The 26,408-nt window shown below is 54.3% G+C and carries 24 protein-coding genes; 11 read left to right on the forward strand and 13 right to left on the reverse strand.

Features of this window, described 5'->3' with window-relative positions; translation table 11 throughout:
* Nucleotides 1-25 precede the first annotated feature (25 nt).
* The 5 genes from K1V27_RS20020 to K1V27_RS20040 all read left to right on the forward strand — a co-directional run bounded on the left by K1V27_RS20020 (nucleotide 26) and on the right by K1V27_RS20040 (nucleotide 5,675).
* The gene (locus K1V27_RS20020; protein ID WP_258931841.1) at nucleotides 26-808 is read left to right on the forward strand and encodes an enoyl-CoA hydratase; all 783 of its coding nucleotides are present in this window, start codon (nucleotides 26-28) and stop codon (nucleotides 806-808) included.
* A 31-nt stretch (nucleotides 809-839) separates the two neighbouring features.
* Entirely contained in the window at nucleotides 840-2,441 is a 1,602-nt protein-coding gene (locus K1V27_RS20025) for an acyl-CoA carboxylase subunit beta (RefSeq protein ID WP_258931842.1), read from the forward strand.
* 164 nt (nucleotides 2,442-2,605) lie between these two features.
* Complete coding sequence (locus K1V27_RS20030; protein ID WP_258931843.1) at nucleotides 2,606-3,805, forward strand: hydroxymethylglutaryl-CoA lyase-like TIM-barrel protein; 1,200 nt, start codon at nucleotides 2,606-2,608, stop codon at nucleotides 3,803-3,805.
* Between the two features lie 392 nt (nucleotides 3,806-4,197).
* Nucleotides 4,198-5,169 carry a hypothetical protein gene (locus K1V27_RS20035; RefSeq protein WP_258931844.1) on the forward strand — a complete coding sequence of 324 codons (972 nt, stop codon included), beginning with the start codon at nucleotides 4,198-4,200 and terminating at the stop codon, nucleotides 5,167-5,169.
* Nucleotides 5,166-5,675 carry a DciA family protein gene (locus K1V27_RS20040; protein ID WP_258931845.1) on the forward strand — a complete coding sequence of 170 codons (510 nt, stop codon included), beginning with the start codon at nucleotides 5,166-5,168 and terminating at the stop codon, nucleotides 5,673-5,675. The genes K1V27_RS20035 and K1V27_RS20040 overlap by 4 nt, the downstream gene beginning before the upstream one ends.
* Before the next feature lie 153 nt (nucleotides 5,676-5,828).
* Here K1V27_RS20040 and uvrC read toward each other — a convergent pair whose 3' ends face one another.
* Nucleotides 5,829-7,727, reverse strand: coding sequence for an excinuclease ABC subunit UvrC (gene uvrC / locus K1V27_RS20045; protein WP_258931846.1), 1,899 nt, complete (start codon nucleotides 7,725-7,727; stop codon nucleotides 5,829-5,831).
* A gap of 445 nt (nucleotides 7,728-8,172) precedes the next feature.
* On the opposite strand from uvrC, the gene K1V27_RS20050 reads away from it, so the two are divergent.
* From K1V27_RS20050 to K1V27_RS20060, 3 genes are all read left to right on the forward strand, one after another.
* Entirely contained in the window at nucleotides 8,173-8,784 is a 612-nt protein-coding gene (locus tag K1V27_RS20050) for a type IV pilus inner membrane component PilO (protein WP_258931848.1), read from the forward strand.
* 65 nt (nucleotides 8,785-8,849) lie between these two features.
* Nucleotides 8,850-10,769, forward strand: a complete 1,920-nt coding sequence (locus tag K1V27_RS20055) for a type IV pilus secretin PilQ (RefSeq protein WP_258931850.1) — start codon at nucleotides 8,850-8,852, stop codon at nucleotides 10,767-10,769.
* A gap of 169 nt (nucleotides 10,770-10,938) precedes the next feature.
* Nucleotides 10,939-11,616 (forward strand): L,D-transpeptidase family protein, encoded by a 678-nt coding sequence (locus K1V27_RS20060; RefSeq protein WP_258931851.1) that lies wholly within the window; start codon nucleotides 10,939-10,941, stop codon nucleotides 11,614-11,616.
* Between the two features lie 69 nt (nucleotides 11,617-11,685).
* Here K1V27_RS20060 and K1V27_RS20065 read toward each other — a convergent pair whose 3' ends face one another.
* On the reverse strand, nucleotides 11,686-12,120 hold the full coding sequence (locus tag K1V27_RS20065) for a hypothetical protein (RefSeq protein WP_258931853.1): 435 nt from the start codon (nucleotides 12,118-12,120) through the stop codon (nucleotides 11,686-11,688).
* 244 nt (nucleotides 12,121-12,364) lie between these two features.
* On the opposite strand from K1V27_RS20065, the gene K1V27_RS20070 reads away from it, so the two are divergent.
* Nucleotides 12,365-12,958 carry a 2-oxoacid:acceptor oxidoreductase family protein gene (locus K1V27_RS20070; protein WP_258931854.1) on the forward strand — a complete coding sequence of 198 codons (594 nt, stop codon included), beginning with the start codon at nucleotides 12,365-12,367 and terminating at the stop codon, nucleotides 12,956-12,958.
* Between the two features lie 43 nt (nucleotides 12,959-13,001).
* Nucleotides 13,002-13,298 (forward strand): 4Fe-4S binding protein, encoded by a 297-nt coding sequence (locus K1V27_RS20075; protein ID WP_258931857.1) that lies wholly within the window; start codon nucleotides 13,002-13,004, stop codon nucleotides 13,296-13,298.
* Here the strand turns inward: K1V27_RS20075 and K1V27_RS20080 are convergent.
* From K1V27_RS20080 to K1V27_RS20125, 10 genes are all read right to left on the reverse strand, one after another.
* A complete protein-coding gene (locus K1V27_RS20080) occupies nucleotides 13,295-14,023 on the reverse strand; it encodes a methyltransferase domain-containing protein (RefSeq protein ID WP_258931859.1) in 729 nt (242 codons plus the stop codon). The two genes, K1V27_RS20075 and K1V27_RS20080, sit on opposite strands and share 4 nt — an antisense overlap.
* A 6-nt stretch (nucleotides 14,024-14,029) precedes the next feature.
* Complete coding sequence (locus tag K1V27_RS20085) at nucleotides 14,030-14,563, reverse strand: epoxyqueuosine reductase QueH (protein ID WP_258931861.1); 534 nt, start codon at nucleotides 14,561-14,563, stop codon at nucleotides 14,030-14,032.
* A gap of 2 nt (nucleotides 14,564-14,565) precedes the next feature.
* The gene (locus tag K1V27_RS20090) at nucleotides 14,566-15,981 is read right to left on the reverse strand and encodes a UDP-N-acetylmuramate--L-alanine ligase (RefSeq protein ID WP_258931867.1); all 1,416 of its coding nucleotides are present in this window, start codon (nucleotides 15,979-15,981) and stop codon (nucleotides 14,566-14,568) included.
* Nucleotides 15,962-17,140 carry a serine hydrolase domain-containing protein gene (locus K1V27_RS20095; RefSeq protein WP_258931868.1) on the reverse strand — a complete coding sequence of 393 codons (1,179 nt, stop codon included), beginning with the start codon at nucleotides 17,138-17,140 and terminating at the stop codon, nucleotides 15,962-15,964. The genes K1V27_RS20090 and K1V27_RS20095 overlap by 20 nt, the downstream gene beginning before the upstream one ends.
* Nucleotides 17,097-17,990, reverse strand: coding sequence for a S66 peptidase family protein (locus tag K1V27_RS20100; RefSeq protein ID WP_258931870.1), 894 nt, complete (start codon nucleotides 17,988-17,990; stop codon nucleotides 17,097-17,099). Before K1V27_RS20100 ends, K1V27_RS20095 begins: the two co-directional genes overlap by 44 nt.
* A 2-nt stretch (nucleotides 17,991-17,992) precedes the next feature.
* Complete coding sequence (locus K1V27_RS20105; protein WP_258931877.1) at nucleotides 17,993-18,763, reverse strand: type III pantothenate kinase; 771 nt, start codon at nucleotides 18,761-18,763, stop codon at nucleotides 17,993-17,995.
* Nucleotides 18,764-18,778: 15 nt separating this feature from the next.
* Nucleotides 18,779-20,131, reverse strand: coding sequence for a phosphoglucosamine mutase (gene glmM / locus K1V27_RS20110; RefSeq protein ID WP_258931882.1), 1,353 nt, complete (start codon nucleotides 20,129-20,131; stop codon nucleotides 18,779-18,781).
* Nucleotides 20,132-20,167: 36 nt separating this feature from the next.
* Nucleotides 20,168-21,031, reverse strand: coding sequence for a dihydropteroate synthase (folP, locus tag K1V27_RS20115; protein ID WP_258931884.1), 864 nt, complete (start codon nucleotides 21,029-21,031; stop codon nucleotides 20,168-20,170).
* Nucleotides 21,032-21,047: 16 nt separating this feature from the next.
* Nucleotides 21,048-23,012 (reverse strand): ATP-dependent zinc metalloprotease FtsH, encoded by a 1,965-nt coding sequence (gene ftsH / locus K1V27_RS20120; RefSeq protein WP_258931889.1) that lies wholly within the window; start codon nucleotides 23,010-23,012, stop codon nucleotides 21,048-21,050.
* A 302-nt stretch (nucleotides 23,013-23,314) separates the two neighbouring features.
* A complete protein-coding gene (locus K1V27_RS20125) occupies nucleotides 23,315-23,746 on the reverse strand; it encodes a hypothetical protein (protein ID WP_258931891.1) in 432 nt (143 codons plus the stop codon).
* A 462-nt stretch (nucleotides 23,747-24,208) separates the two neighbouring features.
* On the opposite strand from K1V27_RS20125, the gene K1V27_RS20130 reads away from it, so the two are divergent.
* The gene (locus K1V27_RS20130; RefSeq protein ID WP_258931894.1) at nucleotides 24,209-24,685 is read left to right on the forward strand and encodes a thermonuclease family protein; all 477 of its coding nucleotides are present in this window, start codon (nucleotides 24,209-24,211) and stop codon (nucleotides 24,683-24,685) included.
* Between the two features lie 219 nt (nucleotides 24,686-24,904).
* On the opposite strand, the gene K1V27_RS20135 is transcribed toward K1V27_RS20130, so the two are convergent.
* A complete protein-coding gene (locus K1V27_RS20135) occupies nucleotides 24,905-26,392 on the reverse strand; it encodes a DegQ family serine endoprotease (RefSeq protein WP_258931897.1) in 1,488 nt (495 codons plus the stop codon).
* Nucleotides 26,393-26,408: the final 16 nt, after the last annotated feature.

Genomic DNA, 26,408 nt, shown 5'->3' on the forward strand with positions numbered 1-26,408 from the left:
CGCCTGTTGCCAAAGAGGGGGAGTTATGGATCAACAGCTAGTCCTTGAGGAAAGAAAAGATCAGGTCGCGCTGCTCACGCTCAACCGGCCCGAGGTGATGAATTCATTCAATTTCGGCATGCTGCTGGCTCTCAAAGAGCGCATCGAGGCCATTCAGTTTGATCCTGAGGTCCGGGTAGTCATCATCACCGGTGCCGGCCAAAAAGCCTTTTGTGCGGGTGCCGATTTGAAAGAGAGGGCCACCTACAGCGAGCAACAGGTGAGGGAATTCATATTCACGATCCGCAACCTTTTCACCTTCATTGAATACTTGAACAAGCCCGTTATCGGGGCGGTTAACGGGATCGCCCTGGGGGGTGGAACGGAGTTGGCTCTGGCCTGCGATCTGCGCATTGCGTCCACCACAGCCAGTATGGGACTCACCGAAACCCGTCTGGCCATCATTCCGGGCGCGGGGGGCACCCAGAGGCTGCCGCGCCTGGTGGGACGAGGCAAAGCCAAGGAGCTGATTTTTACGGGGCGCAGAGTGGATGCTCAGGAAGCCCTGGATATTGGGCTGGTCAACAAGATCTGCCCGCCTGAGTCTTTACTGGATGAGTGCCTGAGTATGGCCGCCATGATTTGCGAGACCGGTCCCATTGCCATCCAGCAGGCCAAGTATGCCATCAACTACGGTTTGGAGACGGATCTGCACACCGGTCTTGCCATTGAATCGAATGCCTATTGGGTGACCATCCCCACAGAAGATCGACTGGAAGGGCTGGCGGCATTTCGCGAAAAACGCAAACCGGTCTACAAGGGTAAATAATATCAACTACGCCTGGTAAGGATGATGCAAAATGACCGATTCAGGAAATGAAAACAGAGCGTTTTGGGAAAATGAAGAGCTCAAGCTCGACCAGCAGGTCTATGACGCCACCTGGCCCGGTGGGGAAAAGGCCATCGAGCGCCTGGCCAAGCAGGGAAAACAACCCGTACGACAGCTCATCGAGAAGCTGATCGACCCCGGGACCGAGTTTTTCGAGCTGAGCCGTATCGCCGGTTTCGGAATGTTTTACCCGGATGTGGACGACGTGCCGTGTGGCGGAATTGTGACGGGCATTGGGAAAATTTATGGCAATTGGACCATGATCGTGGCCAACGACAGCCGCGTGAAAGCGGGGACCTATTTCCCCATAACCTTGAAAAAGCACATGCGGGCCCAGGCTATAGCCGAGCGCTGCGGCCTCAACTGCGTCTACATCGCAGACTCGGGTGGCGCTTATCTACCCATGCAGGCGGACGTTTTTCCGGATGATCAACACTTCGGCTCGATGTTTTACAACATGGCGCGCATGTCTGCCAAGGGCTTGAAACAAATCACTCTCAGTACTGGAGGCAACACCGCCGGTGGTGCGTATATTGTTTTTATGGCATGCCAGTCCATCATGATCGATAAGATGTCCTACTCTTTCCTGGGCGGGCCTCCGCTGGTAAAGGCCGCCACCGGCGAAGTGATTTCCGCCGAAGATTTGGGAGGAGCCCGGGTGCATACCCAAATTTCGGGCGGCGCCGACCATTTCTGCACCAATCAGGACGAAGCGATTGCCAAGGTGCGCGATATTTTGTCGCTGGAAGCCCCCCAAAAGCTGCATATCCATCGCTACGCCGAAAGTCCTCCGCAGATGCCCGTCGAGGCCATTTATGAAACGTTTCCCGCCAAGATTCATCAAGGCATCAGAGTCCGTGACTTCCTGGAAGCCATAGCCGACGACAGTTATTTCATCGAATACAAAAAGACCTATTCGCCGGGTCGCGGCGACAATATTGTGACCGGAAAAATTCGCCTGAAAGGAATACCGGTGGGAGTCATCGCTTCCAACGGCCTTGGCATCATCTTTGCGGAAGCGGCGCGCAAGGCCACCGAGTGGATTGTCCGCTGCTCCCAGGAGAAGGTGCCCCTGTTGTTTGTGCAGAGCTCACCCGGTTACATGGTGGGGTCCGAATCGGAACATATGGGCATCGGCAAGTACGGCGCGGATATGGTGCGCTCGGTGTCGTGCGCCCAGGTCCCTCGCATCCAGTTGGTGGTCGGCCCGGATAACGGTGCGGCCAACTACGGCATGTGCGGCAGAGCCTACCGTCCACATTTTCTGTTTCACACCATGAGGGCGAGGACCTCCGTTATGAGCGGCCGGTCTGCAGCCGAGGTGCTGCTCTCGATTGAAGAGCGCAAGCGTGCGGCTACGGGCAATCCCATGAGCGAAGGGGAAAAGCAGGCCTTCCGCCAGCAGATGATGGATAAATACGACGGTGAGGCTCACCCCTTCTATTGCGGAGCGCGCCTGCTGAGCGATCGAGTGCTGAAGTTCAGGGAAGTGAGAGACTGGCTGGCAATGGCTTTCGAGGTCAGTTTGCTGCAACCGATTGGCGAACCGGCCTTCGGCAATTTGAGATTCTAGTCCATGACGGCAGAAATCATTGACCGGCCGGGATGGATTCCTCCCTTGAGGAACAAGGGGGGGCATCGTTTAGCGACCATCCACAGCACTTCCCTTCGGGGAAGGAGAGCGGCCTTCGACCAGCATGAACCAGAAACAGTGTTGAGAGACAAGGAGATACCACCATGACGATAAAAACAGAATACGATTACTGGAAAATTTTTCCAAGGATGCCCAAAAAGGTGACCATCGGGGACATTACGATCCGTGACGGTTTTCAGCATCTGGAGAAATTCATTTCGACGAAGGCCAAGATTTTCTACGGTCAGGAGCTGATCCTTGCGGGTTGCCGCGAGCTGGAAGTGACGAACCTGGGCGCCATTACCACTACGCCGCAGTTTGTAGACGCCGATGAGGTAATGCAGGCCATGCGCAGTGACGCTTTCCGGAAGCGCGCCGCAAGGAAGGGCATCGACATTGACAAGGACGTGACGCTCACCTGCGTGACCATTCGTGAGACCGCCGTTGACCGCGCCATCGAGATGAGGCAGAAGGGTTATGGTCCCGACCGTATCCTCATGATGGTTTCCACCGACGAAGAGCACCACTTCGCCAACTCGGGCACCACCCTCCCGGATTACTGGAAGGAAGCCGAGCGGTGCATCAAGAAGGCGCGCGACGCGGGCATCAAGATGTGCGGCACCGTGAGCACCATCTGGGGCAGCCCCATCAGCGGCGCCACGAAGCTGGAGGATGCCGTGGAGTTCACCAAACGCTGGTTTGAAATCGGGGCCCACGACATCGAGCATGCGGACCACGACGGTTCGGCCAACGCCGCCGACGTGTACCGCTACTTCTCCATGATCCTTGATGCCATGCCGAATCCCGAGGCGCACCTGTGCCACCTGCACGAAACCAAGCGCATCGCCTCCTCGTCCGTTCTGGCGGCCCTCCAGGCGGGCATCTGCCGTTTCGAGTCGACGCTCGGCGGCCTCGGCGGCCAGCCGGCTAATTTCCTCGATGACTGCCCCATTAAGGGCACCGGCGAGTACTATTATGAGGACCCCCGCTACGTCGGCCTGATCTGCACGGAGGATCTACTGGTTCAGATCGACGAACTGGGCATCGAGCATGGCTACGACGTGGACCGCATTCTGTGGCTTGGCCGGAAGATGGAGAAGACAGTGGGCACGCGGCTCCGTTCGGAAGCTGTCATCAATGGCCGGACACTGAAAGAGGGGCACATGAAGTTTGCCCGGCCGGGCCTCGGCAAGAAGAAGGAAAAGCTCGGCGAGAAGCCTGGCACTAAGCTTCCCGATGGCTGGGGCGAAAAGGCGGTCCTGCCCGAAAGTTATGGTCCCGAGGATCCCATCTGGAAAAAATAGGCTGTTTGCTGCCGGCGGGGGAAGTTTCGTCTTCCCCCGTTCGGGGCTCGGCCCCATCGCAGGTCCCACCGAGCTCAGAAAGACCGTGGAATCCACCAAGCACTGGTCGCGGATTCCCTTCGGAATGCGCTCATACGGGCAGGATTTCCAAGCCCTTAACCGGCAGGTATAAATCTCAACCATCCACCGCTGGCGTTAAACACACAGAAGCCCATGGGCGGAACTCAATATCCGCTGTGGTCCATCACCCCTGCCCTACTCCAGTGACTCGCACTGCCTGCTTTAATGGCTTGACTTTCTCCCCATAAAATGCATGCTCAATGCCGATACCGGCTGGCTGGAAGCCACAACCAGCATTCATCCAGGATACCTGACCAAGTGTGGGAACCCTTATGCATTATACACTGAGACGCTACGAGGCCATTCAAAGACTTTTCTGGTTCATTCTTTTCCTGGTTTGCCTGGGATTCGCTTACCCCCTTTGCAATCTTTATCAGGTCAAATATCAGGGAGCCGCCGTATTGGCTTCGGTCCATCCCGAAGTTCTCAAAACCCGTCAATTTTGGACCCAGAGCTATTGGTTGGGGTTGGACCCTGTGGGTGGAATCGTCCTGTACCTGCTTTGGGTAGTCGCACTGTTTTTGTTTGGCAAGACGGCCTGGCTGCTGGTTCAATATCTTGGCAAATATTTGGTGAAGGTTTTGTTGAAGCAGACCGTCAAGAATGTCCCCGGCAAACCCAAAGTAAATTTCGCTGACTTTTCCGGTCAGTCGCACTCAGCATTCCCCACGGACATGCTCATGGAGAAATTGCAGAGCGTTCGCCTGCGGTTCCTATTTCATGCCTTTCAAAGGTTGCGTCTGATACTCACCCACTCTCACCGGACACTCTCCTCCGAGGACATGACGGAGAAGGAGCGCCGTGTCGTTGAAACGGACTGGCAGATTCTCTGGGCATCCTGGACGCCGTTCCGCTGGCTGCTGTGGTCCTTGCCGTTGCTGGCATTCGTCCAGACCTGCTGGCTTTTTTACCTTGAGTTGCTACCCGCCTTGACGGCGCAAAAGGAAATCAATGATTCACTGGGGCCTCTAACGGCAAGCCTACTCCCCATCGCACAGGTGATTGTCGTGGTCATCGCGCTCAGCCTGGTGAGCGGTCTGCTACAACGCATGGAGAATCTTTATCTATCCAATGTCGATGCGCTCTTCTATGATCATTTGCTGTCGCGCGTTCCCTTTCAAAGCAGTGATACCGTTGTCATTCTGGAAGCCATGCAGAAGCATTTCAAACAACTTCACACCATGTTGGAGCAGCTGCGGGCCGCTTCAAACAACGCGACTCATTCGCAGGGCAGGGGTGAATGAAGGCAGCAAGGGGCGGCCGGCAGCAAATAGGGGAGCTGCTGTGCAATTTTTTGCAGAAACACCCGGCTTTTTCAGCCAACCCATTAGGGGACTGGGAAAAATTGGTGGGGCCACAGCTGGCTCGTCATTCCCAGCCAAAATCACTCAAGAACAAGGTGCTGCACGTTCATGTTTATGATTCCATCTGGAAACATCATCTCGAACTCAACAAGACGATCCTGCTGGATAAGATCAACCATAGCCGGCCGGAGCCTCTGGTTGAAAAGATAGTCATCAGGATTGGGGAAATTGCCCCTGACCAACCGGTTCTGAATCCCAATCACCGCCTTTTGGGTAGACTCAAAAAAAAGAAAGTACCGTCCGGCAAGAAATCAAAATCCCCAAGCCGTCCGCTGACTCGTGAGGAAAAGGAACTGCTTGCCGGGATACCTGATGTCGAATTGCGTGCCCTGGGCAGAAAATTGTTAAGACGCCTGAGCTTGGAAGATGACGAGGAATCCGGCTAGGGAGACGCTCCGAGCATGGAAGATTCCTCTCTTTCTTGAGGGGGTGAGGCTTCAACCAGTTACACCCCCACCCCTATCCTCTCCCTCGAGGAAGAGGGTGTCCTTGGACAAGCTGCCGGCTGACCGTCCGAGAATTGAGCCTGCGTACCCTTTTCATTGGCTGCTTCGATCCTGGCAAACGTACTCATAGAGAGCCTCCGCGACATTCCTTGGCAACCCGGGAACTCCATTCAATTCCTCGATGCCGGCCTGCTGCAGTTTTTCCACACTGCCGAAGTGCTGAAGTAACAGTTGGCGCCGTTTGGGTCCGATGTTGGGCACAGAATCCAGCATCGAGGACAGCAGCCGACTTCGGTGGCGATGCTGATAGTGCGTTATGGCAAACCGGTGGGCCTCATCGCGGAGCCTCTGCAGGAGATGCAGGATAGCGGGAAAACGCGATAAGAACAGAGGATTCTTGCGCCCCGGCAGGTACACCTTTTCATAAAGCCCGCGGCCTTTATCGCCCCGATCGGCTTCCTGTTCTTTGGCGAGGGCAATGACGGGAAGCTCCTGGTCAATACCGGCGGCCGCCAGAACGCGATGTATTCGATTCAATTGTCCCTTACCACCATCCAGGACCAGCAAGTCCAGACTGGCGGTGAGCTGCGCATCTTCCGTTATGAGCCGCTCCACGACCTCGGCCATCATGGCGGGATCATCCGGTCGGTCTTTGCCCCGTATGTGATAATGGCGATAGGATGATTTATCGGGTTGCCCGCGGTCAAATACTACCAGAGCCCCCACCGCATGCATTCCTTGTATGTTGGAAATGTCCACACACGCCATGCGAAGAGGACAAGCGGGCAGTCTCAATATGCTTTGAAGACTTTCCAGCAGATTCTTTTCCTGCCGCCTCCATTTTCGATGGCCGGCAAATTTTTCCCGAGCATTTTTTTCTGCCAATGTGAGCAAATATTTGCGGTCTCCGCGCTTGGCGGGCCAAATCCTGACACTTTTGCCGCGGCGCTCGGACAACCATTCTTCCAGGATTTCCTGGCTGTCGAGGGGAAGGGGAACAACGATCTCATCAGGAATATAGCGTCCTTCGGCATAATACTGTTGGATGAAGGAAGTCAGCAGTTCCGGCTTCTCCCCTTGAGCCTCTTTGATATCAAAACTACTCTGCCCCACCAGAGCTCCCTGGCGAACGAAAAGAACGACGATTTCCGTGCCTTGTTCTTCCTGGTAAATTCCCAACACATCCTGGTTTTGCAGGCGGTTGGAAACGATATGCTGCTTTTCCAGAGTCTCTGCGACGGCTTGCAATCGATCTCGATAAAATGCCGCCCGCTCAAAGTCCAAAATTTTTGCCGCCTGCTCCATCTGCTGCCGCAACCGCTGCTGCAGCATGTCGGTCTTGCCTTGCAGAAACAATACAACTTGCGCAACCACATCGGCATACTGCTGCTGGCTGACCTTGCCCGCGCAGGCCCCCAGGCAGCGTCCCAGCGAGTAGTTTAGACAGGGTCTTTGCCTGGTCACCAGGTTTCTGCTTTTGCATTGCCGCAAGGGAAAAAGCTGATTCAAGAGTCTCAAGGTTTCCCGAACCGAATGCGCCGAATGATAAGGACCGAAGTAAAATGCGCCATCGCCGCGAAAGCGCCTCACAATCTCCAGCCGTGGATAAGGATCCCGGGGATCGATACGCAAACAAGGATAATTCTTGTCATCACGCAGGATGACGTTGTAGCGCGGCCGGTGTTTCTTAATGAGACTGGCCTCGAGGAGCAGAGCCTCCTTTTCGCTGGAGGTGATCACATATTCGAGCTCCGTAGCCCTTTTGAGGAGGACTCTGGTTTTCATGTTTTCCGAACCGGTTTTCCGGAAGTAGCTGCTCACCCGCTTTCTCAGGTCAATGGCCTTACCGACATACAGCATTTTCCCCTGAGGGTCCTTGAACAGGTAGACTCCAGGTGAATGCGGCAGGGTTTCCATCTCGCCCGCAAGGGGATGGCTGCGCTGCTCAGCTGGTTCTGCCGTGGTATGTGGTTCGGTTGGTTTGACTGTCATCGTCGAATCCATCAATGCACAACTTATATTTTTTCTAAACATGGCTGATTCCGCCCATTGTCACTACAAAAATATCTGAAGCAACTGCATTTGAACAGCCTCAGGGCATTGTTTTTGCGCTTGCATTCAAGTGCAATTCAACTTATGCTTTTTTGGACTGCGCAGCAAACCTTCATTATTACAGATGAAAATACCATTTTTCGAATTCGTTGCTGATTGCAATTCAGCTAATTTGGGGTTGACTGAAAATCAGAAACGTGTTGCTCTATCAAGCAATGTCAAGGGAGAATGAACCGCCGTCTCGAGCTCGCTATTCCGTGGCCGTATTTGAAGCAATTCAACCGTTGCCGGTGCTGAAAGGGACAGATATTTTGACTGGTTGTTGGTGCCGTACCGAAAAGAATATGGTCGCCCTGATGCAATTCAAAGATAGGGGTTCGAAGGGATGAAAAGACTCACCCTGCCCGTGTCGCTCCAGGAAAAATTTGAAGGCCTGACCACGCAGAGGAAGATTTTGCTGTTTGCAGGCACCCTTTTGGCCTTGAGTGCGGCTTTTTATTTCTCTACCTACAAGCCGTTGGCTGAACGCATCAACGGCCTCAAAACGAATATTGTTCGGCAGGAAAAGCGCCTGGTTGAACTGAAAAAGGCCAGGGAACGGGTGGATGTTCTGGAAGAAGAGGTGGCCCAGTCAGAGGTCGAACTTGCCCACCTGTTGGCCATGCTGCCTGACCAAAAAGAGATACCCGGTCTTCTCGACAGTGTGTCCCAATTGGGCGCTCAGGTGGGTTTGGAGAATATCTTGTTCCAACCACAACCTGAACAACCACGGGAATTTTATGCAGTGATTCCGGTGCGCCTTGACTTGATTGGGTCGTATCATGAACTGGGGACTTTTTTTGACAGGATCAGCAAGCTGAATCGAATTCTTAAGGTCGACAATCTAACCATCACCCGCCGTGATGATTCCACTCTGCAGGTGGGCTGCACCATCGTTACTTACCGTTTTCTTGAACCGGCGCAGCAACAAACCGAGGGAAAGAAGAAGAGAAAATAGGCACACCATGAACAACGATTACCTTAGTTGATTTCCTTGCAAGATCGGTTAGAGAAGAGGGGGACATGCAGGGAGCAGCAAAATTTACCAGCACATGCACCATTGTGACTTTCATTCTTTCCTTTTGCCTGGGTTGCGCCACGCCGTCGCCCCCTGCAGATCAATGGACAACGGTGGAAACCGCCGGACAGCAAGCAGCGGCGGTGCCGTCAAAACTTCCTACCAGGGACTCTGCAACCGCTGCGCCTGGCGAAACGGCAACCAACCGGCTGCTCGACATAAACATCTCCGAGCAACCCAACGAAATAGTCATCACTTTGTTCGGTACAGGCCCGCTCAAGAATTATCAAATGCAGAGGCTGGGAGAAAACCAATTTGTACTGGACCTCGGCGATGTGCAACGGACCCCGCCCCAGCCACCGGTGCCGACCGCCTCTGATAAAGTCAGGTTGATCTACCGGGATTCGGCTTCATCCCGGGGCATACAAATAGTTGGAACGCTTAACAGGCCTTTTGAACGCTATTTTTTGAGCCCGACCGACAGTAATGGTCTAATGTTGAGGCTTACCCTGGCCGACAAATCTTCCCCGCGTGCCGTCCCTGTCACCCGGAGTGTATCGCCCTCCCCTTCTTCCTCAATGTCTGTGGGGCCAGAAGCACGCCCCGTAGTTGCTCCGGGTAGAGTAACCGGCCCTGCTCCTGTACGCGGTTCATCGGTGGGATCCGGACAGGAAACCGGTTTGAACAAGAGCTTCGTGGGCAAACCGATCAGCCTGGACCTGCTGGACGCGGACGTTAAAAATGTTCTGCGTTTGATTGCCGATATCACCGGCACCAATATGGTGATCGATCCAGGCGTTGCGGGTCAGGTGACCCTGAAGGTTGAGCAAGTGCCCTGGGACCAGGTCCTCGACTTGATATTGTCCATGAACGACCTGGCGGTAGACAAAGTCGGCAATGTCATTCGCATCGCCACCAGGGCAAAGCTCCAGCAGGAATGGAAACAGCAGGAAGAGACGTTGAAGGCGCGCCAGCAGCTGATGGAGGCGAGCAAAGATTTTGGTGAAATCACAACGGAATATCTTGCCGTCAATTATGCCAAGCCTGCCGACATTGCAGCGAAAATAAGCGAAATCAAAAGTGAGAAGGGCAAAATTTCCATCGATGATCGCACCAGCCTGGTCATTTACACAGATTATCAGTCGCGGCTGCAAAATGCCAAGACGCTGATCAGCCGCCTGGACAAACCCACTCCTCAGGTGATGATCGAAGCGCGGATTGTGCAGCTCAATAAGAACATGGAAAGGGACCTGGGCATCGAATGGAATTTCTTCCTGGCCAGCACTTCGGGAAGCGGCTCTCATTTGTTCACTCAGGATTTTCAAGTGAATCATCCGGCTACCTCGCCGGATTCGTTCGGATTCAGCTTCGGGCAACTGACCGGCCAGACGATTTGGAACGTTGATCTCATTCTGACGGCCCTCGAAACCCGCGGAGAGGGCAAGATTGTCTCGGCACCGCGAGTGCTGACCATGGATAATGTTAAGGCCCTCATCAAGCAGGGAAAGCAGGTGCCTTACCTGGTGTTGAGCGATCAAAATGTGGCCTCCACGGAGCTTGTGGATGCTGTTCTTGAACTTGAGGTGACCCCCCATATAACACCCGATGAGCGCGTGCGGCTGGAGATCAAGGCCAAGAAGGATCAAGTGGATCTGAGTGCGCCAATTGGCATTCAGAGCCAACCACCCATCGACACCAAGGAAATACAGACGGAACTTCTGGTTGACGACGGCGCCGTCATAGTGATCGGCGGCATCATAGAAAACAGTGAGGATCGCAGCGAGGAGGGAGTACCCGGGCTGAACAGAGTTCCTCTGCTGGGGTGGTTGTTCAGATCAAATTTCCATAAGATCACCAAAACGGAACTGCTCATCTTCATCAGTCCCAAAATAGTCGGCTATAATGTTCCACCTGTCCAGGGATGACATTACAATGGAGTGCCGGACTCCTGGAGAGCTAACGCGAGGGGAGCAGGGATCTCAAAAAAGTCATCCCGAGATCATTTTTTGTATTTCAACAAACCGGAGAATTCGCTAAACTAGCTTTCGACTGTCGCCTTGCCGGACCAAATCAATGCAGGAGGAAGTGAGCCGTATGCGTCTGTTTGCCCTGAACCGATCCCGCGTTTGTCCTTTGCTGGGACTGCTGTTGTTTTCAGTCGTCATTTCTGCATGTTCCATGCAGAAATCAGGATCCAAAGTCGATTCGCTGGACGCCCGGACCGAAACCTCAGGGCAGGCTGGAAGCAGGCATTCCGGACGGGATTTGCTGCCCCTCACGGTAGATTATCTTACCCCTCTGGATAAAATCACCAATCCGGAAGTCTATGTATATAAGGAAAAAAGAAGGTTGTACGTGATCCAGTCCAACGTCCTTGTGCGCGACTACCCCATTGGATTGGGCTTTAACCCCAGAGGCGACAAACAGACCCAGGGCGACGGCAAAACCCCTGAGGGCAACTTCATCATCTGCGTGAAAAACCCGATGAGCCGCTTCATCAAGTCTCTAGGGATCAATTACCCCGATAAGAGGCGTGCCGAACGTGCTCTTTTTGCGGGACTCATCACCCCCCCGGAATTCAGGGAAATCGTGGCTGCCCTGGAAAGGACGCTGTTACCTCCGGCCAACACAGAGTTGGGGGGCCAGATCTTCATCCATGCGGGCGGCGCCCACAAAGACTGGACCAATGGCTGCATAGCTTTGTACAATAGAGACATGGACGAGTTGTTCCGTGTGGCAGGTGTAGGAACACCGGTAGCAATCAGGCCCTGATTTCACTGCCTCTCCGGGGCTTTCTCGAGTGTTTTCCGAAACATCCACCGACTCACATTTCGATGCTTTTCAGCCGGATTCCTTCGCCTGTTGCAGGTGGTGGCCGTACATTTGATTCAAACGGACGCTCTCCTGCCACTCTCGGTACATTTTCCAAACAAACCGGCGGGCAAAATGAGGCCTTGAGATATAGTCCAGATTGGAACGGATGAACTCTCCTTTGAGTTCCACCAGGATCTGATCCACCTCGCTGCGGTCGATGAAATTGCGCAAGCGGCTGGCTTGGAAATGAACCGTGTTGCCGACGACGGAAACAAATTTGTCGTATGTGGTACCGGGGTTATCGGTATTTTCAAAGTATTCCCGCTTGATTTCTATGGGTATCGAGACAACCATCTTGACCTGGCAGCGGTCTCCAATGATTCCCACCGTTTGATCATAAAAGTAAACAGTCAATCCGTTTGCCAGGTTCATTGTTCCAATCAGGCGGCCTTCCGTTTGCATCACTTCCCTCGCTCAGTTGATCATCGATCCTCCCGTAAGCTGACCCAGCAGGAATTAGCCAAAAGGCGCCCAAAAAGCAAGTTTAAAAGGGGGCTCTGTTGACTCCGAACGGACAAAGAGGTATTAAACTACGTCACAAGTCGGCAAGGTCATGAAAGCAATGGTTTTCTGCATCAATCGGTTGCCGCTCTTGCTGCGGATGGATCGGATTTACTGTCAGTAACGGGTACAGGGGCTGAGAGGTATGCGAAGAAACTGTGTTGAGGTGCGATGGCATGGCCGCGGAGGCCAGGGAGCTGTTACGGCTGCCAGTATTTTGGCTGAAGCGGCGTATTACGACGGCTACAAAGGTGTCACAGCGGCGCCTTTCTTCGGAGCGGAGCGACGGGGTGCACCCATCATTGCCACCAATCGGTTGGGGCGAGAACCGATCAGGACGTTTTCCCTGGTGGAATATCCCGATGTGGTTGTGGTCCTGGATGCAACACTGCTGAAAGTTGTGAACGTGACGGCAGGCATCAGGCCCGATGGCATCGTACTGATCAACTCAGGGAAACCGCCGGAAGCATTGGGCTTCGATCCGGCGTACAATGTGGCCACCACCAATGCCAGCCAATGGGCCAGGGAGGCTGGGCTGATCGTTTCCGGCACGGTGCTGTTCAACACCGCCATTCTTGGAGGCTTTGCCCGAGCGACCGGACTGGTGAGCCTGGAGAGTATCGAAAGAGCACTGCGCAGCCATTTCAGCGGGCAGGCGGCAGAAAGGAATGTGCAGGGTGCCCGCCTCGCCTATGAAGGAACCACGACACTCAGAAAATTTGCACTGGCGTGTGCCTGATTTGTCCGACTTGACCATCAGAAAACCAAAAGGATTCATATACATGGCGGATAGAAACAAAGACGAGTTCACCTACGCGCACTCCAAATTGTGCATCGGCGAAGCAGGAAGAACTGGAGATTGGAGAGCGTTCCGACCCGAGATTGACAATTCCAAATGTGCACCGGCCAAGAACAAGCGTGCTTCATGTTTCATCTGCTGGCTGTACTGCCCGGAAGGCGTGGTCAAACGAAGCATTCCGGTAGAGATCGATCTGGAATACTGCAAAGGGTGCGGCATTTGTGCGGAAGAATGTCCCACCAAAGCCATTTCGATGGTTGAAGAACAACAGGAAGACTAGACCTTTCGGCAGGAAAAGACCACCGGATACAATAGATCGCCGCTCGCTTTCCGGCGATTGAGCCTCATGCACTCCAAGGCATGGGACGTCAACAGCTGGCCCAGCCTTTCTTCGGTACAGGCGCCACTCATGCACCATGCCCACGCATCCTTTTCCTGTTCGAAGTAATCGGGCAGCATGGACGCGGCACACAGGTCGGCACAGCAAAACACTCCGAGCGGTTTCAGCACCCGCCGAATTTCCTGCAGAACAGTTGATTTTTGCGGAAACAAGTTGAACGATCCATTCATCAGTAGCCAGTCGAAGCTTTCATTTTGGAAAGGAAGCTTTTCACCGTCCGCACAAAGCCACCTCAGCATGTGCTCAAAGGGTGCCCTGCGCGCCTGACAACAAGCCTTGTGCAAGGCCGTGAAAACCACATCGAGATTGACGATCTCGATGCCATCCTTGTGCAGTGCCGCCATCACAAAAGAATCAATGGCCGCCCCGCAGCCGAGGTTGAGTAAACGATCTCCACTCTTGGGAGAGAGCAAGCCCATGGGATTGCCGCACGGCAAGAAATGTTGCCAGTAATTGTCCGACAGAAAGTGAAGCAGCGTTAGCGGGTAGTTTAAGCATTCCGCCAGTAGTCTGCCTGTCTTCACCGGCAGGTGACGTGGCTGTTTATTTTCATAAAGCGCCGCATAATATTGGCGAATATGGAGCTTGATCGAATCGTTCCGCATGCACCGTCAATCTTTGCAGAATCTTTCCTTTTCACTATAGATGCAACCGCAATATTGCTGCCGATATATACCGAGCCCCTCAGCTCGCTCCTGCCCCGCTTTCCAGCCGGTGCGGAAATCCTCATAAAACAGGGGGATGCCGACGCGCCTGGCAGCTTCCTCGGCTATCGAGCGGATCAGCTCATGTTTTTGCCGCTTGCTGTAAAACAAGGTGGTGGAAAATGCGTCAAAACGACTTTTCTTCGCCAGTCGGGCTGCCGCTTCCAGTCGAGTCGAGTAGCAGTACAGGCAGCGCTGCTTTTCGCGATAAGCCGTATGCCGGAAAAAGGCCTCCAGCTCATAATCGGGGCGAACAATGAGGTTCAGATCTTCTTTATGAGCGATCCACTGAAGCGCTTCAAGCCTCCTTTGCAGCTCCTGGTAAGGCTGGATGTTGGGATTGTAGAAAAATCCATGCACCGTCCAATTCTGTGCGCGGAGTCGCTGCAGGGGATAAAGAGTACACGGTCCGCAGCAGGTGTGCAGCAATATTTTGTCCATTGTCACTGTTCCTGAATCGCCTGGTAAAGCTCGCTCGGCAAACCGTCAAAGCTTCCGTTACTCATACACAACACCAAGTCGCCTGTCCTGCAGTAGCCAAGCAGGAACTGCAGCAGGTTTGCCGTGTTCTCAAAGTAGTGCGCCTCCTGTTTGGCCCGGCGAATATCCTGCACCATGCGCCGGGCGTCCAAACGTTCTTGCGGCAGAATACTCTCCAGGCCCGGGGGTTCTTTTATAAGAACGCAGGCAGCATCCTGAAACGACCTGGCATAGGCATTCTGAAACACACGTCTGCGGCTCGAGTTTGTTCGCGGTTCAAATACCGCAATGATGCGTCTTTCAGGGAAATGCAGCCGCATGGCTGATATGGTCTCCCTGACCGCCGTCGGGTGATGGGCAAAATCGTCGACAACAAGAATGCCGCGGCTCTCTCCGATAACGTCCTGCCTGCGGGTTACTCCGGCAAAAGCCAAAATGGCCTCTTGCGTGCGATTGGGAGTCAAGCCGGCGAGGGAAGCGGCGGCGATCACCGCCATGGTATTCATGAGGTTGTGGTCGCCCGCAAGCCTGGTGACCATATCATGGCGGTTTAATTGTGGATCTTGGTAGCGAAAAAAAATTTCTCCCGGGCGGTGATTTATGTCAAGAATCCGCCAGTCGGCATCACAAGAATAGCCGTATGTCATGACCCTGCCGTTGCATTGGCGCGCCAGAGCAATACAATTGGGATCGTCTGCATTGACAATCAAATGGCTCTGGGGACCAAAGAGTTGCATGAATCTCCCAAAAGCATCGATGACCGCCGCAAAGTCCGGGAAGATATCAGCATGGTCATATTCGATGCTGGTGACAATCCCTATAGAAGGTCGGTAGTGGAGAAATTTGGGACCCTTGTCGAAAAAAGCGGTGTCGTATTCGTCACCTTCGATGACCATGTATGGCCCCGTCCCCAGGCGGTAACTGCTTTGCCAGTTCTTCACAAAAGCGCCGATGAATGCGCTGGGATCGAGGCCCGCATGACTCAATATCCAGGCCAGCAGAGATGCCGTCGTGCTTTTCCCGTGAGTACCGGCGACCACCATGGATTGGTGCCGGTCCAAAAAGAACTCGCCGATGGCTTGCGGCATGGACAAGTACGGCAGCCCACGCTGCACGACATGGAGAGCCTCAGGGTTGTCGCGCCGAATGACGTTGCCGATGACCACCAGATCCGGGGCAGCCTGCTCCAGATTTTCAGCCCCGTAGCCGGTAAATATCGGGATACGCAACTGTTCCAAGTGAGTGCTCATGGGAGGATAAAGGTTCTGGTCGGAACCCGTTACCTGGAAGCCCTTTTCTGCCAGCATCCCTGCCAGTGTCCCCATGGCGATGCCGCCGATGCCCATCAGGTAGATCTTTTTAATGCCGTGAGTGTGCATAAAATGCCTTCATTGCAAGGTCGTGAACCATTGGTCGGAAAATTTTTATTTTCTCGTTTTTCCGAGTCGGGTAGACCCGGTTGGTCAACAAGACTAGCAGAACTTGCCGGTCCAGGTCCATCCAGAAAGAAGTGCCGGTAAACCCGAGGTGGCCGACACTGTGCGGCGAAAAATAACGACCCGCGCTGGAGCCCTGGCTACTTGGGGTATCGAAGCCCAAGACCCAGGTGCCGACTTCGTCTGCATTTGCCCTCGTCCAAAAGTGTTCGAGCAGATCTGGAGGGAACAGTGCAGCTTGGTTCTTCCTGCAGTATGCACCCAAAAGGTGCGAAAGTACCGAGTAAATCCCCTGCCCCGTACCGAACAGGCCGGCATGGGGGGCTACTCCACCAAGGCAGTAGGCATTCTCATCATGCACTTCGCCCTGTACCAGTCGCCGGCGCCATGGACACCATTCGGTCGCTGCGAAAGCAGACCCGGGTTGGCTCGGAAATGCCGGCGTAATGGTGGGATTCGACGGGGGAATCAGTCGCACAAAACCAAGCTCCTCGACACCAAGGGGCATAAAGACAAACTGCTGAGCAAGCACATCCAAAGGGTCATGCAACACCGATTGGATAATCGTTCCCAATACCAGAAACCCCAAGTCACTGTACCTGGACTGTCTTCCCGGCCGGGACTGCAATGGCGTGCGCATGATCCACTCAAGCAGTCGAGGCGCCCGCTCCCGTTCGGGAATCTCGATGAGCTCCAGATAGAACGAATGGTACGCCGCCAGTCCCGAAGAGTGATTCAACAGTTGCCGGATGGTGATGGATCGTTTTTCCAGCGGTACCAAGCCGGCGGGGAAAAAGCTTGCCAGACAATCATCCAACCCGAATTTCCCGGCATGGACAGCCTGCATGACAAGCAGTGTGGTAACCAGCGGCTTGGTAAGGGAGGCGAGATCGAATCGGGTTGCGGCATCGACTGGAATTCCATCGCTCCTGGTCCGCCCCCAACATTGTTGAAAAATTATCTTTTCGGAATCGCCCACGAGCAAACTGGCCCCTGAAAAGATTTTCTCATCCAGGGCCGTCCGAAAACAGCGGTCAAGCTCTGAAGATAGTGGAAAATCAGGCTGCGAAAGGGCTTTGCGTTGCTCCGAAGGTTCGTTCATAGGTATTCAAGGTAAAGGGAATCCCGAAGGGAATCACATCGTTGGGATCATCGTGGCCAAACGGCAGAGCGACAATGATCGGAAAGTCGAAGGACCTGCAGTGATCCAGCACCATATCATGGATGGCATGGGGTTCACCGCAATCCTTAAAATTGCCGAGAATCAGGCCGCTGAGACGCGCCAGTAATCCGCTCAGCTTGAGATGGTTCATCGCCCGATCCAGGCGATAGAGCGCCTCGCCGCAATCTTCCACCAGCAGCAGACCGCCCTCGAGGTCAGGGAAATACTCTGTGCCGATAGAATGGGCGATGCAGGTGAGGTTGCCGCCAAACACCCTGCCCGTCACTATTCCGTCACGCAGAATCTGTTGCGGTTGCAGGAGCCAGGAAAAGCAATTTTCCCCCTGGAGTGCCCGGAAAACAGAGTCGAGTTTTCCCGGCCGAGAGTTCGCATCGATAAGGTTGGGTCCATGGAAGGTAATCCAGTCCATCCGACCAAGGAAAGCGAGATGCAGGAAGGTAATGTCACTGTAGCCCAGGAATATCTTGGGACTTCCCCGCAGCCCTGAAAAAGGCAGCCAGGGGAGCAGCCGACTACTCCCGTACCCGCCGCGCACACATATGATGGCGGCAATGGACGGATCGTTTATGGCATCGATGAGGTCCTGAGCCCGGTCGGCTTCGGTGCCGGCCAGATATCCGTGCCGACAAAAGAGATGACCGCCATAGACAAGATCGAATCCCCTGTCGCGCAGAATTCCGGCCACCTGCTCTAACCGTTCCGTCTCAAAAGGGCTGGCGGGAGCCACCAGAGCAACCCGGGCTCCGTCTCTTAAAGCACTCACGGACATGGCTATTTCTGATTTCTTTCGAATATGATTCTCAGCCCCTTGAGCGTGAGGTATTCGTCGACTTCGTCGATAGCCGGGCATTCACTTGCGATCAGGGGAGCCAGACCGCCGGTCGCGACGACCTTGAGATCTCTCTTCAGTTCCTGCTTGGTTCGCCTGATGATTCCTTCCACCAGGCCGGCATAGCCATAAACAATTCCAGCATTCATGGATGCTATAGTGTTCTTGGCCAGGATGGATCGAGGTCGGGCAAATATTTCGACCCTGGGCAGTTTGGATGCTTTCTGAAACAGCGCTTCACAGGAAATCATGATTCCGGGGCAGATGACACCACCCATGTATTCGCCTCGTTCGGAAACATAATCGAAGGTGGTGGCCGTTCCAAAATCGACCACGATGGTGGCGCTCCTGTAGGCCTCAAAGGCGGCTACCGCGTTGACGATGCGATCCGCCCCCACCTCTTTGGGATTATCGTAAAAGATAGGCATTCCGGTTCTTATGCCGGGTCCGACAATGAGCGGGTCGATGTGCAGGTACTTTCGGCAGAAGCCCTCGGCGGAATTGAGAACCGGCGGCACCACGCACGATATGATCACGTGCTTGACTTTCTCCGGCGCCTGGTCATTGGCTGCAAACAGACTGCGCATCAGAATTCCATATTCATCCGTAGTGGCGTTGACTTCCGTGCGGATGCGCCAGTCCTGAACCAGTTGCTCTCCCACAAAAATTCCCAGGACCGTATTGGTGTTGCCGATATCCATAGCGAGCAGCATGGCGATGTCCTGTCCTCAAGCCATATATTTTTGGATGTGAAATGCCATCTCCTGGGCAGTGCTTTCAATCAGTCCCTGGTCGATACCTTCCACCATCACGCGCACCACCGGCTCGGTTCCGGATGGCCGAATCACCAGACGCCCGTCCTTGCCGAGACGTCGCTCGATGTCTTGCTTCAAGCCGACCAGTTCAGGTATGTCATCAATGGGTCTGCGGTTCTTAATGGGCACGTTGAGTAAGGTTTGCGGATAAAGTTCCATGGTCTTCTTGAGCTCCGACAGAGGACGTCCTTCGCGCAGCATCACCGCCAACACCTGCAGAGCAGAGAGAATCCCGTCGCCGGTGGTGCTGTAATCGAGAAAAATCAAGTGTCCGGATTGTTCGCCCCCGAGATTGTATCCTCCCTGTCGCATTTGCTCGACCACGTAGCGATCTCCCACCGGGGTCCGCAACAAGCAGCCGCCGATCCTGCGGATCGCCATTTCCAGTCCCAAATTGCTCATGATCGTGGCAACCACCGTCTTGCCGTTCAGTCTGTCATTCCTGACGTAGTGACCGGCGCAAATGGCCATCAACTGATCGCCGTCGAGAATTTCACCCTTTTCATCGGCAAACACCACCCGATCGGCATCCCCATCGAAGGCGAATCCGGCATCGGCGCCATGTTCCCGGACCAGGGCGGCCATATGTTCGGGATAGAGAGAGCCGCGCTTTTCATTAATGTTCTTACCATTGGGAGAATCGCCGGTGATAATGACCTGTGCACCCAATTCCTCGAACACGGTGGGAGCCACTTTGTATGCCGCACCGTGGGCGCAGTCGATGACCAGTTTCAAGCCTTCCATACTCAACGCCCCGGGGAAGGTTGATTTCAGATAGACGATGTAACGTCCCTGAGCATCATCGATACGCCGCGCACGGCCGATGTCGGAGCTCGATGGCCGTGGCAGACGCTCGATCTCCCCGCTTAGAATGAGCTCTTCCATAAGCTTTTCCGTTTCATCGGGAAGCTTGAATCCGTCTGCGGCAAAAATCTTGATTCCATTGTATTCGTAAGGATTATGCGATGCCGAGATAACAATACCCGCATCCGCCCTCATGCTGCAGGTAATGAAGGCGATGCCGGGAGTAGGCAGAGGACCGACCAGCAGGACATCCACACCCATGGAACAGATCCCCGAGGTGATGGCGTATTCGATCATGTATCCGGAAAGACGGGTGTCCTTGCCGATAATGATTTTGGGTCGGCGGTGTTTGTTCTTAAAGACATGGGCGGTGCTGCATCCCACCTTCAAGGCAATGTCAGTGGTCATAGGGGGCACATTGGCTACCCCGCGAATTCCATCGGTACCAAACAAGCGTTTCATCGCTGACTCCTCGTCAAGTGCGATCGGAAAAAGGCTTCACTGCCCGGCATTGCGGAGGGCGTCACTCAACACCGCCACCTGCTTGTTGATGGCCACGTCGTGAACACGGATGATATGCGCCCCGGCCGCAATTCCAAGAGTATTCGCTACTGCCGTCCCAATCTCACGATCTTGTTCGGGGCGGTCAAGAAGGCTTCCAATAAAGCGTTTGCGCGATGCCCCCAGCAGAATGGGACGATCCAGGCACTGCAAAAGATTCAGCTCCCTGATCAGCAGTAAGTTATGGTTCACGGTCTTGCCGAATCCGATGCCCGGATCCACCACAATTTGTTCCCTCGCCACTCCGTGCCGGACGGCAACATCAATGCGCTCCTGCAGGAAAGCAATGACTTCGGAAAAAAGCGCAGCGTAGGTGGGATTTTTTTGCATCGTCCCGGGGACTCCCTGCATGTGCATGAGGATAAGAGGGGCACCGGTGGCGGCAGCCAGATCTGCTATCCGGTCGTCAAAGCGCAGTGAACTGACATCGTTGATGATGTCCGCTCCGATTTCCAATGCACGACGAGCCACCTCGGCTTTGGTGGTGTCTATGGAGATGGGAATGTCACTGACGCGTCGAACGGCCTCGATGACAGGCAGAACCCTTTGCAGTTCCTCATCAATGGAGACGGGTTCGGAAAAAGGCCGGGTCGACTCTCCGCCGATGTCTAAGATATCCGCCCCTTGAGAGATAATCCTCAAAGCCTGGGCGCTGGCTGCCTCAAAATCGAAGAAAAACCCGCCGTCGCTAAAGGAATCCGGTGTGACGTTCAAAATTCCCATGACCAGAGTACGCGGTCCGAGCTCCAGCGTGCCGGACTTGAGCCGAAGCACATATGGCTTGCGCGGGGAAACGCTCATCGCTGCGTGCCTCCCGTTAAGTGATGTCGCTCTTATCGGAGGGCTTGACCGATTTTTCCGGTCCCGAATCGTCGCCAGGTTTTGGGTTCTCTTCCGGCTCTGTACTGGAGGCCGCTTCCATCGATGGGGAGATGACCAGGCCGGAATCCGCCGGCTCCTGCTCTTTGGGGGGAAGGTCCTTAATGAGCTCCGGCTTGACCTCACCGATGATCCTGTCTATGTCGCGGATATCCAGGGTCTCTTTTTCCAACAAGGCACCGGCAATGAGGTGCAGCAGATCGATGTGCTGTGTGAGTATATCCTTGGCACGCTGATAATTTTCCTCCACAATACTGCGCACTTCCTCATCGATCCGAATAGCTGTCTGCTCGCTGTAATCGCGATGCTGCGCTATCTCTCGGCCAAGAAATATTTGCTCCTCGCGCTTGCCGAAACTGAGCGGCCCCATCTTTTCGCTCATGCCCCATTCGCACACCATGCGCCGGGCCATTTGCGTCGCTCGCTCGATATCATTGGAAGCCCCTGTGGTGCGCTGGTTGAAAACCAGTTCTTCGGCCACCCGGCCTCCCATCAAAATGGCGATGCTGTCCACCAGGTAGTCTCGTGAGTACGTGTGCCGATCATCCTGGGGAAGCTGCTGGGTCAGGCCCAATGCGCGGCCGCGTGGTATGATGGTGACTTTGTGTAAAGGATCTGCCCCGGGAAGCATTCGCGCAACTAACGCATGTCCCGCCTCGTGATAAGCAGTGGTGCGCTTCTGTTCCTCACTCAGGAACATGCTCTTGCGCTCGAGACCCATCATCACCTTGTCTTTGGCTTCCTCAAAGTCCGACATGTCAATGGCGTCTTTGTTTTTCCGCGCCGCCAGCAGGGCTGCCTCGTTGACCAGGTTTTCCAGGTCCGCCCCGGAAAATCCGGGCGTCCCCTTGGCCAGTGTCCGATTATCCACATCGGCGGCCAGAGGCTTCTTGCGCATGTGCACGGTGAGAATGCCCTCCCTCCCGCGTATGTCCGGTACGGGCACGACCACCTGCCGGTCGAATCGGCCCGGACGCAGCAGGGCCGGGTCGAGCACATCGGGCCGGTTGGTCGCTGCAATAAGGATAACGCCTTCATTGGATTCGAAGCCGTCCATTTCCACCAACAACTGGTTCAGCGTCTGCTCGCGCTCGTCATGACCGCCTCCCAGGCCCGCTCCCCGGTGTCTTCCCACGGCATCAATTTCATCGATGAAGATCAGACACGGAGCATTTTTCTTGCCCTGCATGAACAGATCGCGCACTCGGGAAGCGCCGACTCCGACAAACATCTCCACAAAATCAGACCCGCTGATGGAAAAAAACGGCACCCCGGCTTCCCCGGCGATAGCTCGGGCCAGCAAGGTTTTGCCGGTACCGGGCGCACCCACCAGCAACACACCCTTGGGTATTCTTCCGCCCAGTCGAGTGAACTTCTTGGGGTCTTTCAAGAACTCCACAATTTCATGCAGCTCTTCCTTGGCTTCATCAATGCCTGCCACGTCGTCAAATGTGACCTTTTTGGAACTCTCGCTCAGCAGCCGCGCACGACTCTTGCCGAAGCTCATCGCTTTGCCGCCGCCCATTTGCATCTGGCGCATGAAAAAGATCCACACCCCGACGAGTAGCAGCATCGGGAACCAGCTGATCAGGATGGTCATGTACCATGGTGATTCTTCCTGAGGTTTGGCCTGTATCTCTACGCCGTGTTCCCTGAGAGTACGAATCAGATCTGCATCACGCGGAGCAAACGTACGAAAAGGCTTGCCGTCAGCATAGACTCCGGAAATATTGTCGCCCTGAATGGTGACTTGTGATACTTCCCCTTTTTGCACCGAAGTCATGAACTGGCTATAGTTGACTTGATGGCTGGTTTGCTGCGGCTGATGAAACATGTTGAACAATAGAATCACCATGAGACTGATGACCAGCCAAAGGGCTAAATTCTTGTAAAAAGGACTCAAAATCAAAGCCTCCCTGCTTTGCGTATTTAGTAACCCCTCAATTATAGCACGATCAGGATGAGTCAAGGATGAATTGCCCGGCTCTTCCAGGGGATTTGAACGTTGCTATTTCCAGGCGTCTGTATGTCGGTCGCTGATTCTATTCTGGAAGCGAATAGATAACAAACAGAAACGCACAAGTCATAGTTCTGTGTGGCGATTCTATATCAGATTACAAGGGCATCGAAAAGTAGCATTCTCCCCGGTGGTCGCAAAAAATCACTGCGCGCCTCGCATTATCCCGTTCTTGTTTGAACCAATGTTCAATGAATTGTGAGGGGGTCTAATCCGGATTGGGTTATCAGCCAATTTTGCATTTTTTCACTATATGACCAGATCTGTGTGACCGTCTCTGTCTTAAGGTTTGGATCATTAGTGAAATAATAACGATATCGTATAATTACCGGAACGGAATGGGCAGTGCTCTGCCAGTTTATGTGGCGAATATCGTACTCGGTCAATCTCATCCGACCTTCCAGTTTGTCCGACTGCCGCCAGAATTTCTCCTGGTAAGCAGGCGCAACAAATACCGCAGCCTGCTTGAAATCTCCCCAGCGTAAGGCTGTGTTGAAGGCTTCAATGGCGCTGGCCAGTTCTTTCACGTTGTTCTTGTTCTTGTTCAAGGCTGCGCAGCCGGCGACCAGTCCAAAAATGACAATAACGGGGACAACGGCCAGACCTCGATAATTTCGCATAAAGCACATGTATCATCCTAAAATTTCAGGTAAACAGCGAGACTCTCTCAGTTTCGACAGCACTCCGTTCTATATCAGAAAAGAGCCGAATCGTGGCAGCATTTTTTTATGCACCGGTTCAATTTTGAAAATTTCGGCCATAGTGCCCCGGATTTCGCGATTTTCCACGTAACCCTTTGTCATGCCAACGAAATACCGTCAGGACGGTAGGCATTCAGCGGTGATGCAGACACGCTGAATTCGGGCGTTCGCCGCAATGACCACGGTAGTTTGCCTGGCAGAACTCACTCCATTGGGGCGATGAAATCCCGAACAGGATTCCGCTTTTGTTGCGCCGGCGGATCCTCCCTGTCCCTACGACACTTTTTTGCAGGTCTGCAGAGGTTTGCTTATAATGTAAGGTGAATAGATGTCAAATCGTAGGGTTTTGTTGCAGGGCTTTATGCCTGGGAGGATCAGACGATGCGCTGGAGAACAACCTTCGTGCTGGCTGTTTTGTTTTCTCTCCCGCTGGTACCGCAGGCCGCCGAGTACAAAAGTTACGCGATCGTGAAAAATGATGGTTCGTTGCGTGTGCAGGGACGGACTATTTGGCTTTACGGTCTTCGTATACCTCCGACTTATGAATCGTGCCTTGACTTCTTACGACCGCCGCGGTGTGGCCCCAGAGCGGTATTGATGCTGGAACTGAAAATCGATCCCTATTTTGTTCACTGCCACGAAATAAGCCGGAATGGGGATGGCGGCATCAATGCCGTGTGTACCTCGCAAGGCGAGGATCTCGCCGCCTATATGTTGCAGAACGGATGGGCGGAGGCTTTGCCCCATGCGCCGGCAGAATACCACAGACTGGAAAAGAGCGCACGTGCGAGAAATCTCGGCATTTGGAAGCTGCTGCCGGGAGATATGATACCCTCACCGCCGGCAGGAAAGCAATGACCCCCCCCCTTGCGCGAGCTCTCCTCTTGAAAGCCAAAGGGGCCACCGTGCAAAAAAGCGGGTAGCCCCCATTATATTGACGGGGAGGGAGGCTGCACCTGTGCCTGCCCACAGGATTTGATCACACGGCACACCCAGTATTCCGGCAAGCCTCCCGGGGGAGGGGCTCGTAGTTGCCCTCACCGCACCCCGTTGAAGAGCAGCGGGCGATCCGGTCCTTCACTGTTTTTCGGAGAGACCCACAAACAGGCTTCTGCTGTCCCTCCGGACCAACAACAGGAGCGCATCCTCATTGTTGTTCCCGGCAATGTTCCGGGTCACATCCTCAACCGTTGTGACAGGATGACGGTTGACCTCCAAGATGATGTCGCCCGGCCGTATTCCCCCTTTGTCAGCCGGACTGCCCGCTTGCACGGCGCTCACCATAACGCCCCCCTGGACTTGGAGGTCGAGCTGGCGAGCCATCTCCGGCGTAACATTCTGCAGCTGCAGACCCCATTTTCCCTGCTCGGGCTTTGCTGAGGATTCCACCGCGTCGTTGTCGGACGGCAGTTCGGCAACAGTGACTTTTATCTCCTTCTTTTCACCGTTTCTCAGAAGGGTCACCGTCGCCTCTTGACCGACAGGCGACTCTGCCACTATCGCGGGGAGGTCGTGACTGTCTTGAACCGGCCTGCCATTGTAAGCAAGGATGATGTCACCCCGTTGGACGCCCGCCTTCGATGCCGGTCCGTCCGGCATAACATCTGCGACCAGGGCGCCTTTATCATCTGGAAGTTTCATGGCGGCTGCAATTTCCGGGGTGACGGATTGAATGTTCACTCCCAGGTATCCCCTGGTCACCTTGCCGTCTTTCACGAGTTGCGGAATCAGCGGCTTGGCGGTGTTCACCGGAATGGCGAATCCAATGCCCTGGCCGTTGGGAATGATGGCGGTATTGATGCCGACGACCTCACCATTCATGTTGAAGAGAGGTCCGCCGGAATTGCCCGGATTGATGGATGCATCGGTCTGAATGAAATCATCGTAGGGCCCGGCACCGATGATTCGCCCCTTGGCACTGACAATGCCCGAAGTTACCGTGTGAGTTAGCCCGAAGGGATTGCCTATGGCGATGACCCAGTCACCCACCTTCAACTGATCCGAATTGCCCAGCTGTGCAGCGGGCAAATGGTGCCGGACCGGAATCTTTAAAACCGCCAGGTCGGTCTTGGGGTCGCGGCCGACAATGTCCGCTTTCAACTCTTTCTGGTCCGCGAGTGTCACCGTGACCTCCTGCGCCCCTTCAACTACGTGGTTGTTGGTCAGAATAAATCCCTCCTCACTGATGATGACCCCCGATCCGGCACCTTTCACTGGTTGTTGATTGGGCAACTGAAAATTGTCGTTAAAAAATCGTCTGAACATATCCCCAAAAGGCCCCTCGGGAATTTCACGTGGATTGAAAACCGCCTTCTCCACTTTAGTGACTTTGACATTCACCACCGCAGGCGAAAGTCGTTCTGCCAGAGGCGCAAAGGATTCCTGCAGAACCGCCGGCCTCGTCGGCAGTGCAGGATTTTCCGATGTGTGAGCTGCTACGGAACGAGTCCAGTCCGTGCCGCAAGCCAGTATCAGCCCGGTGATCAGACCAATAACGGCAACTGTGGTGAAGAACCCCACTCGAAATCGTTCAACCTTGACGTATTGCTTGACATTCTTGAGCATTGTTGTCCTTTCTTCA

The organism is Desulfoferrobacter suflitae, assembly GCF_022603395.1.
Lineage (GTDB): Bacteria > Desulfobacterota > Syntrophobacteria > Syntrophobacterales > Syntrophobacteraceae > Desulfoferrobacter > Desulfoferrobacter suflitae.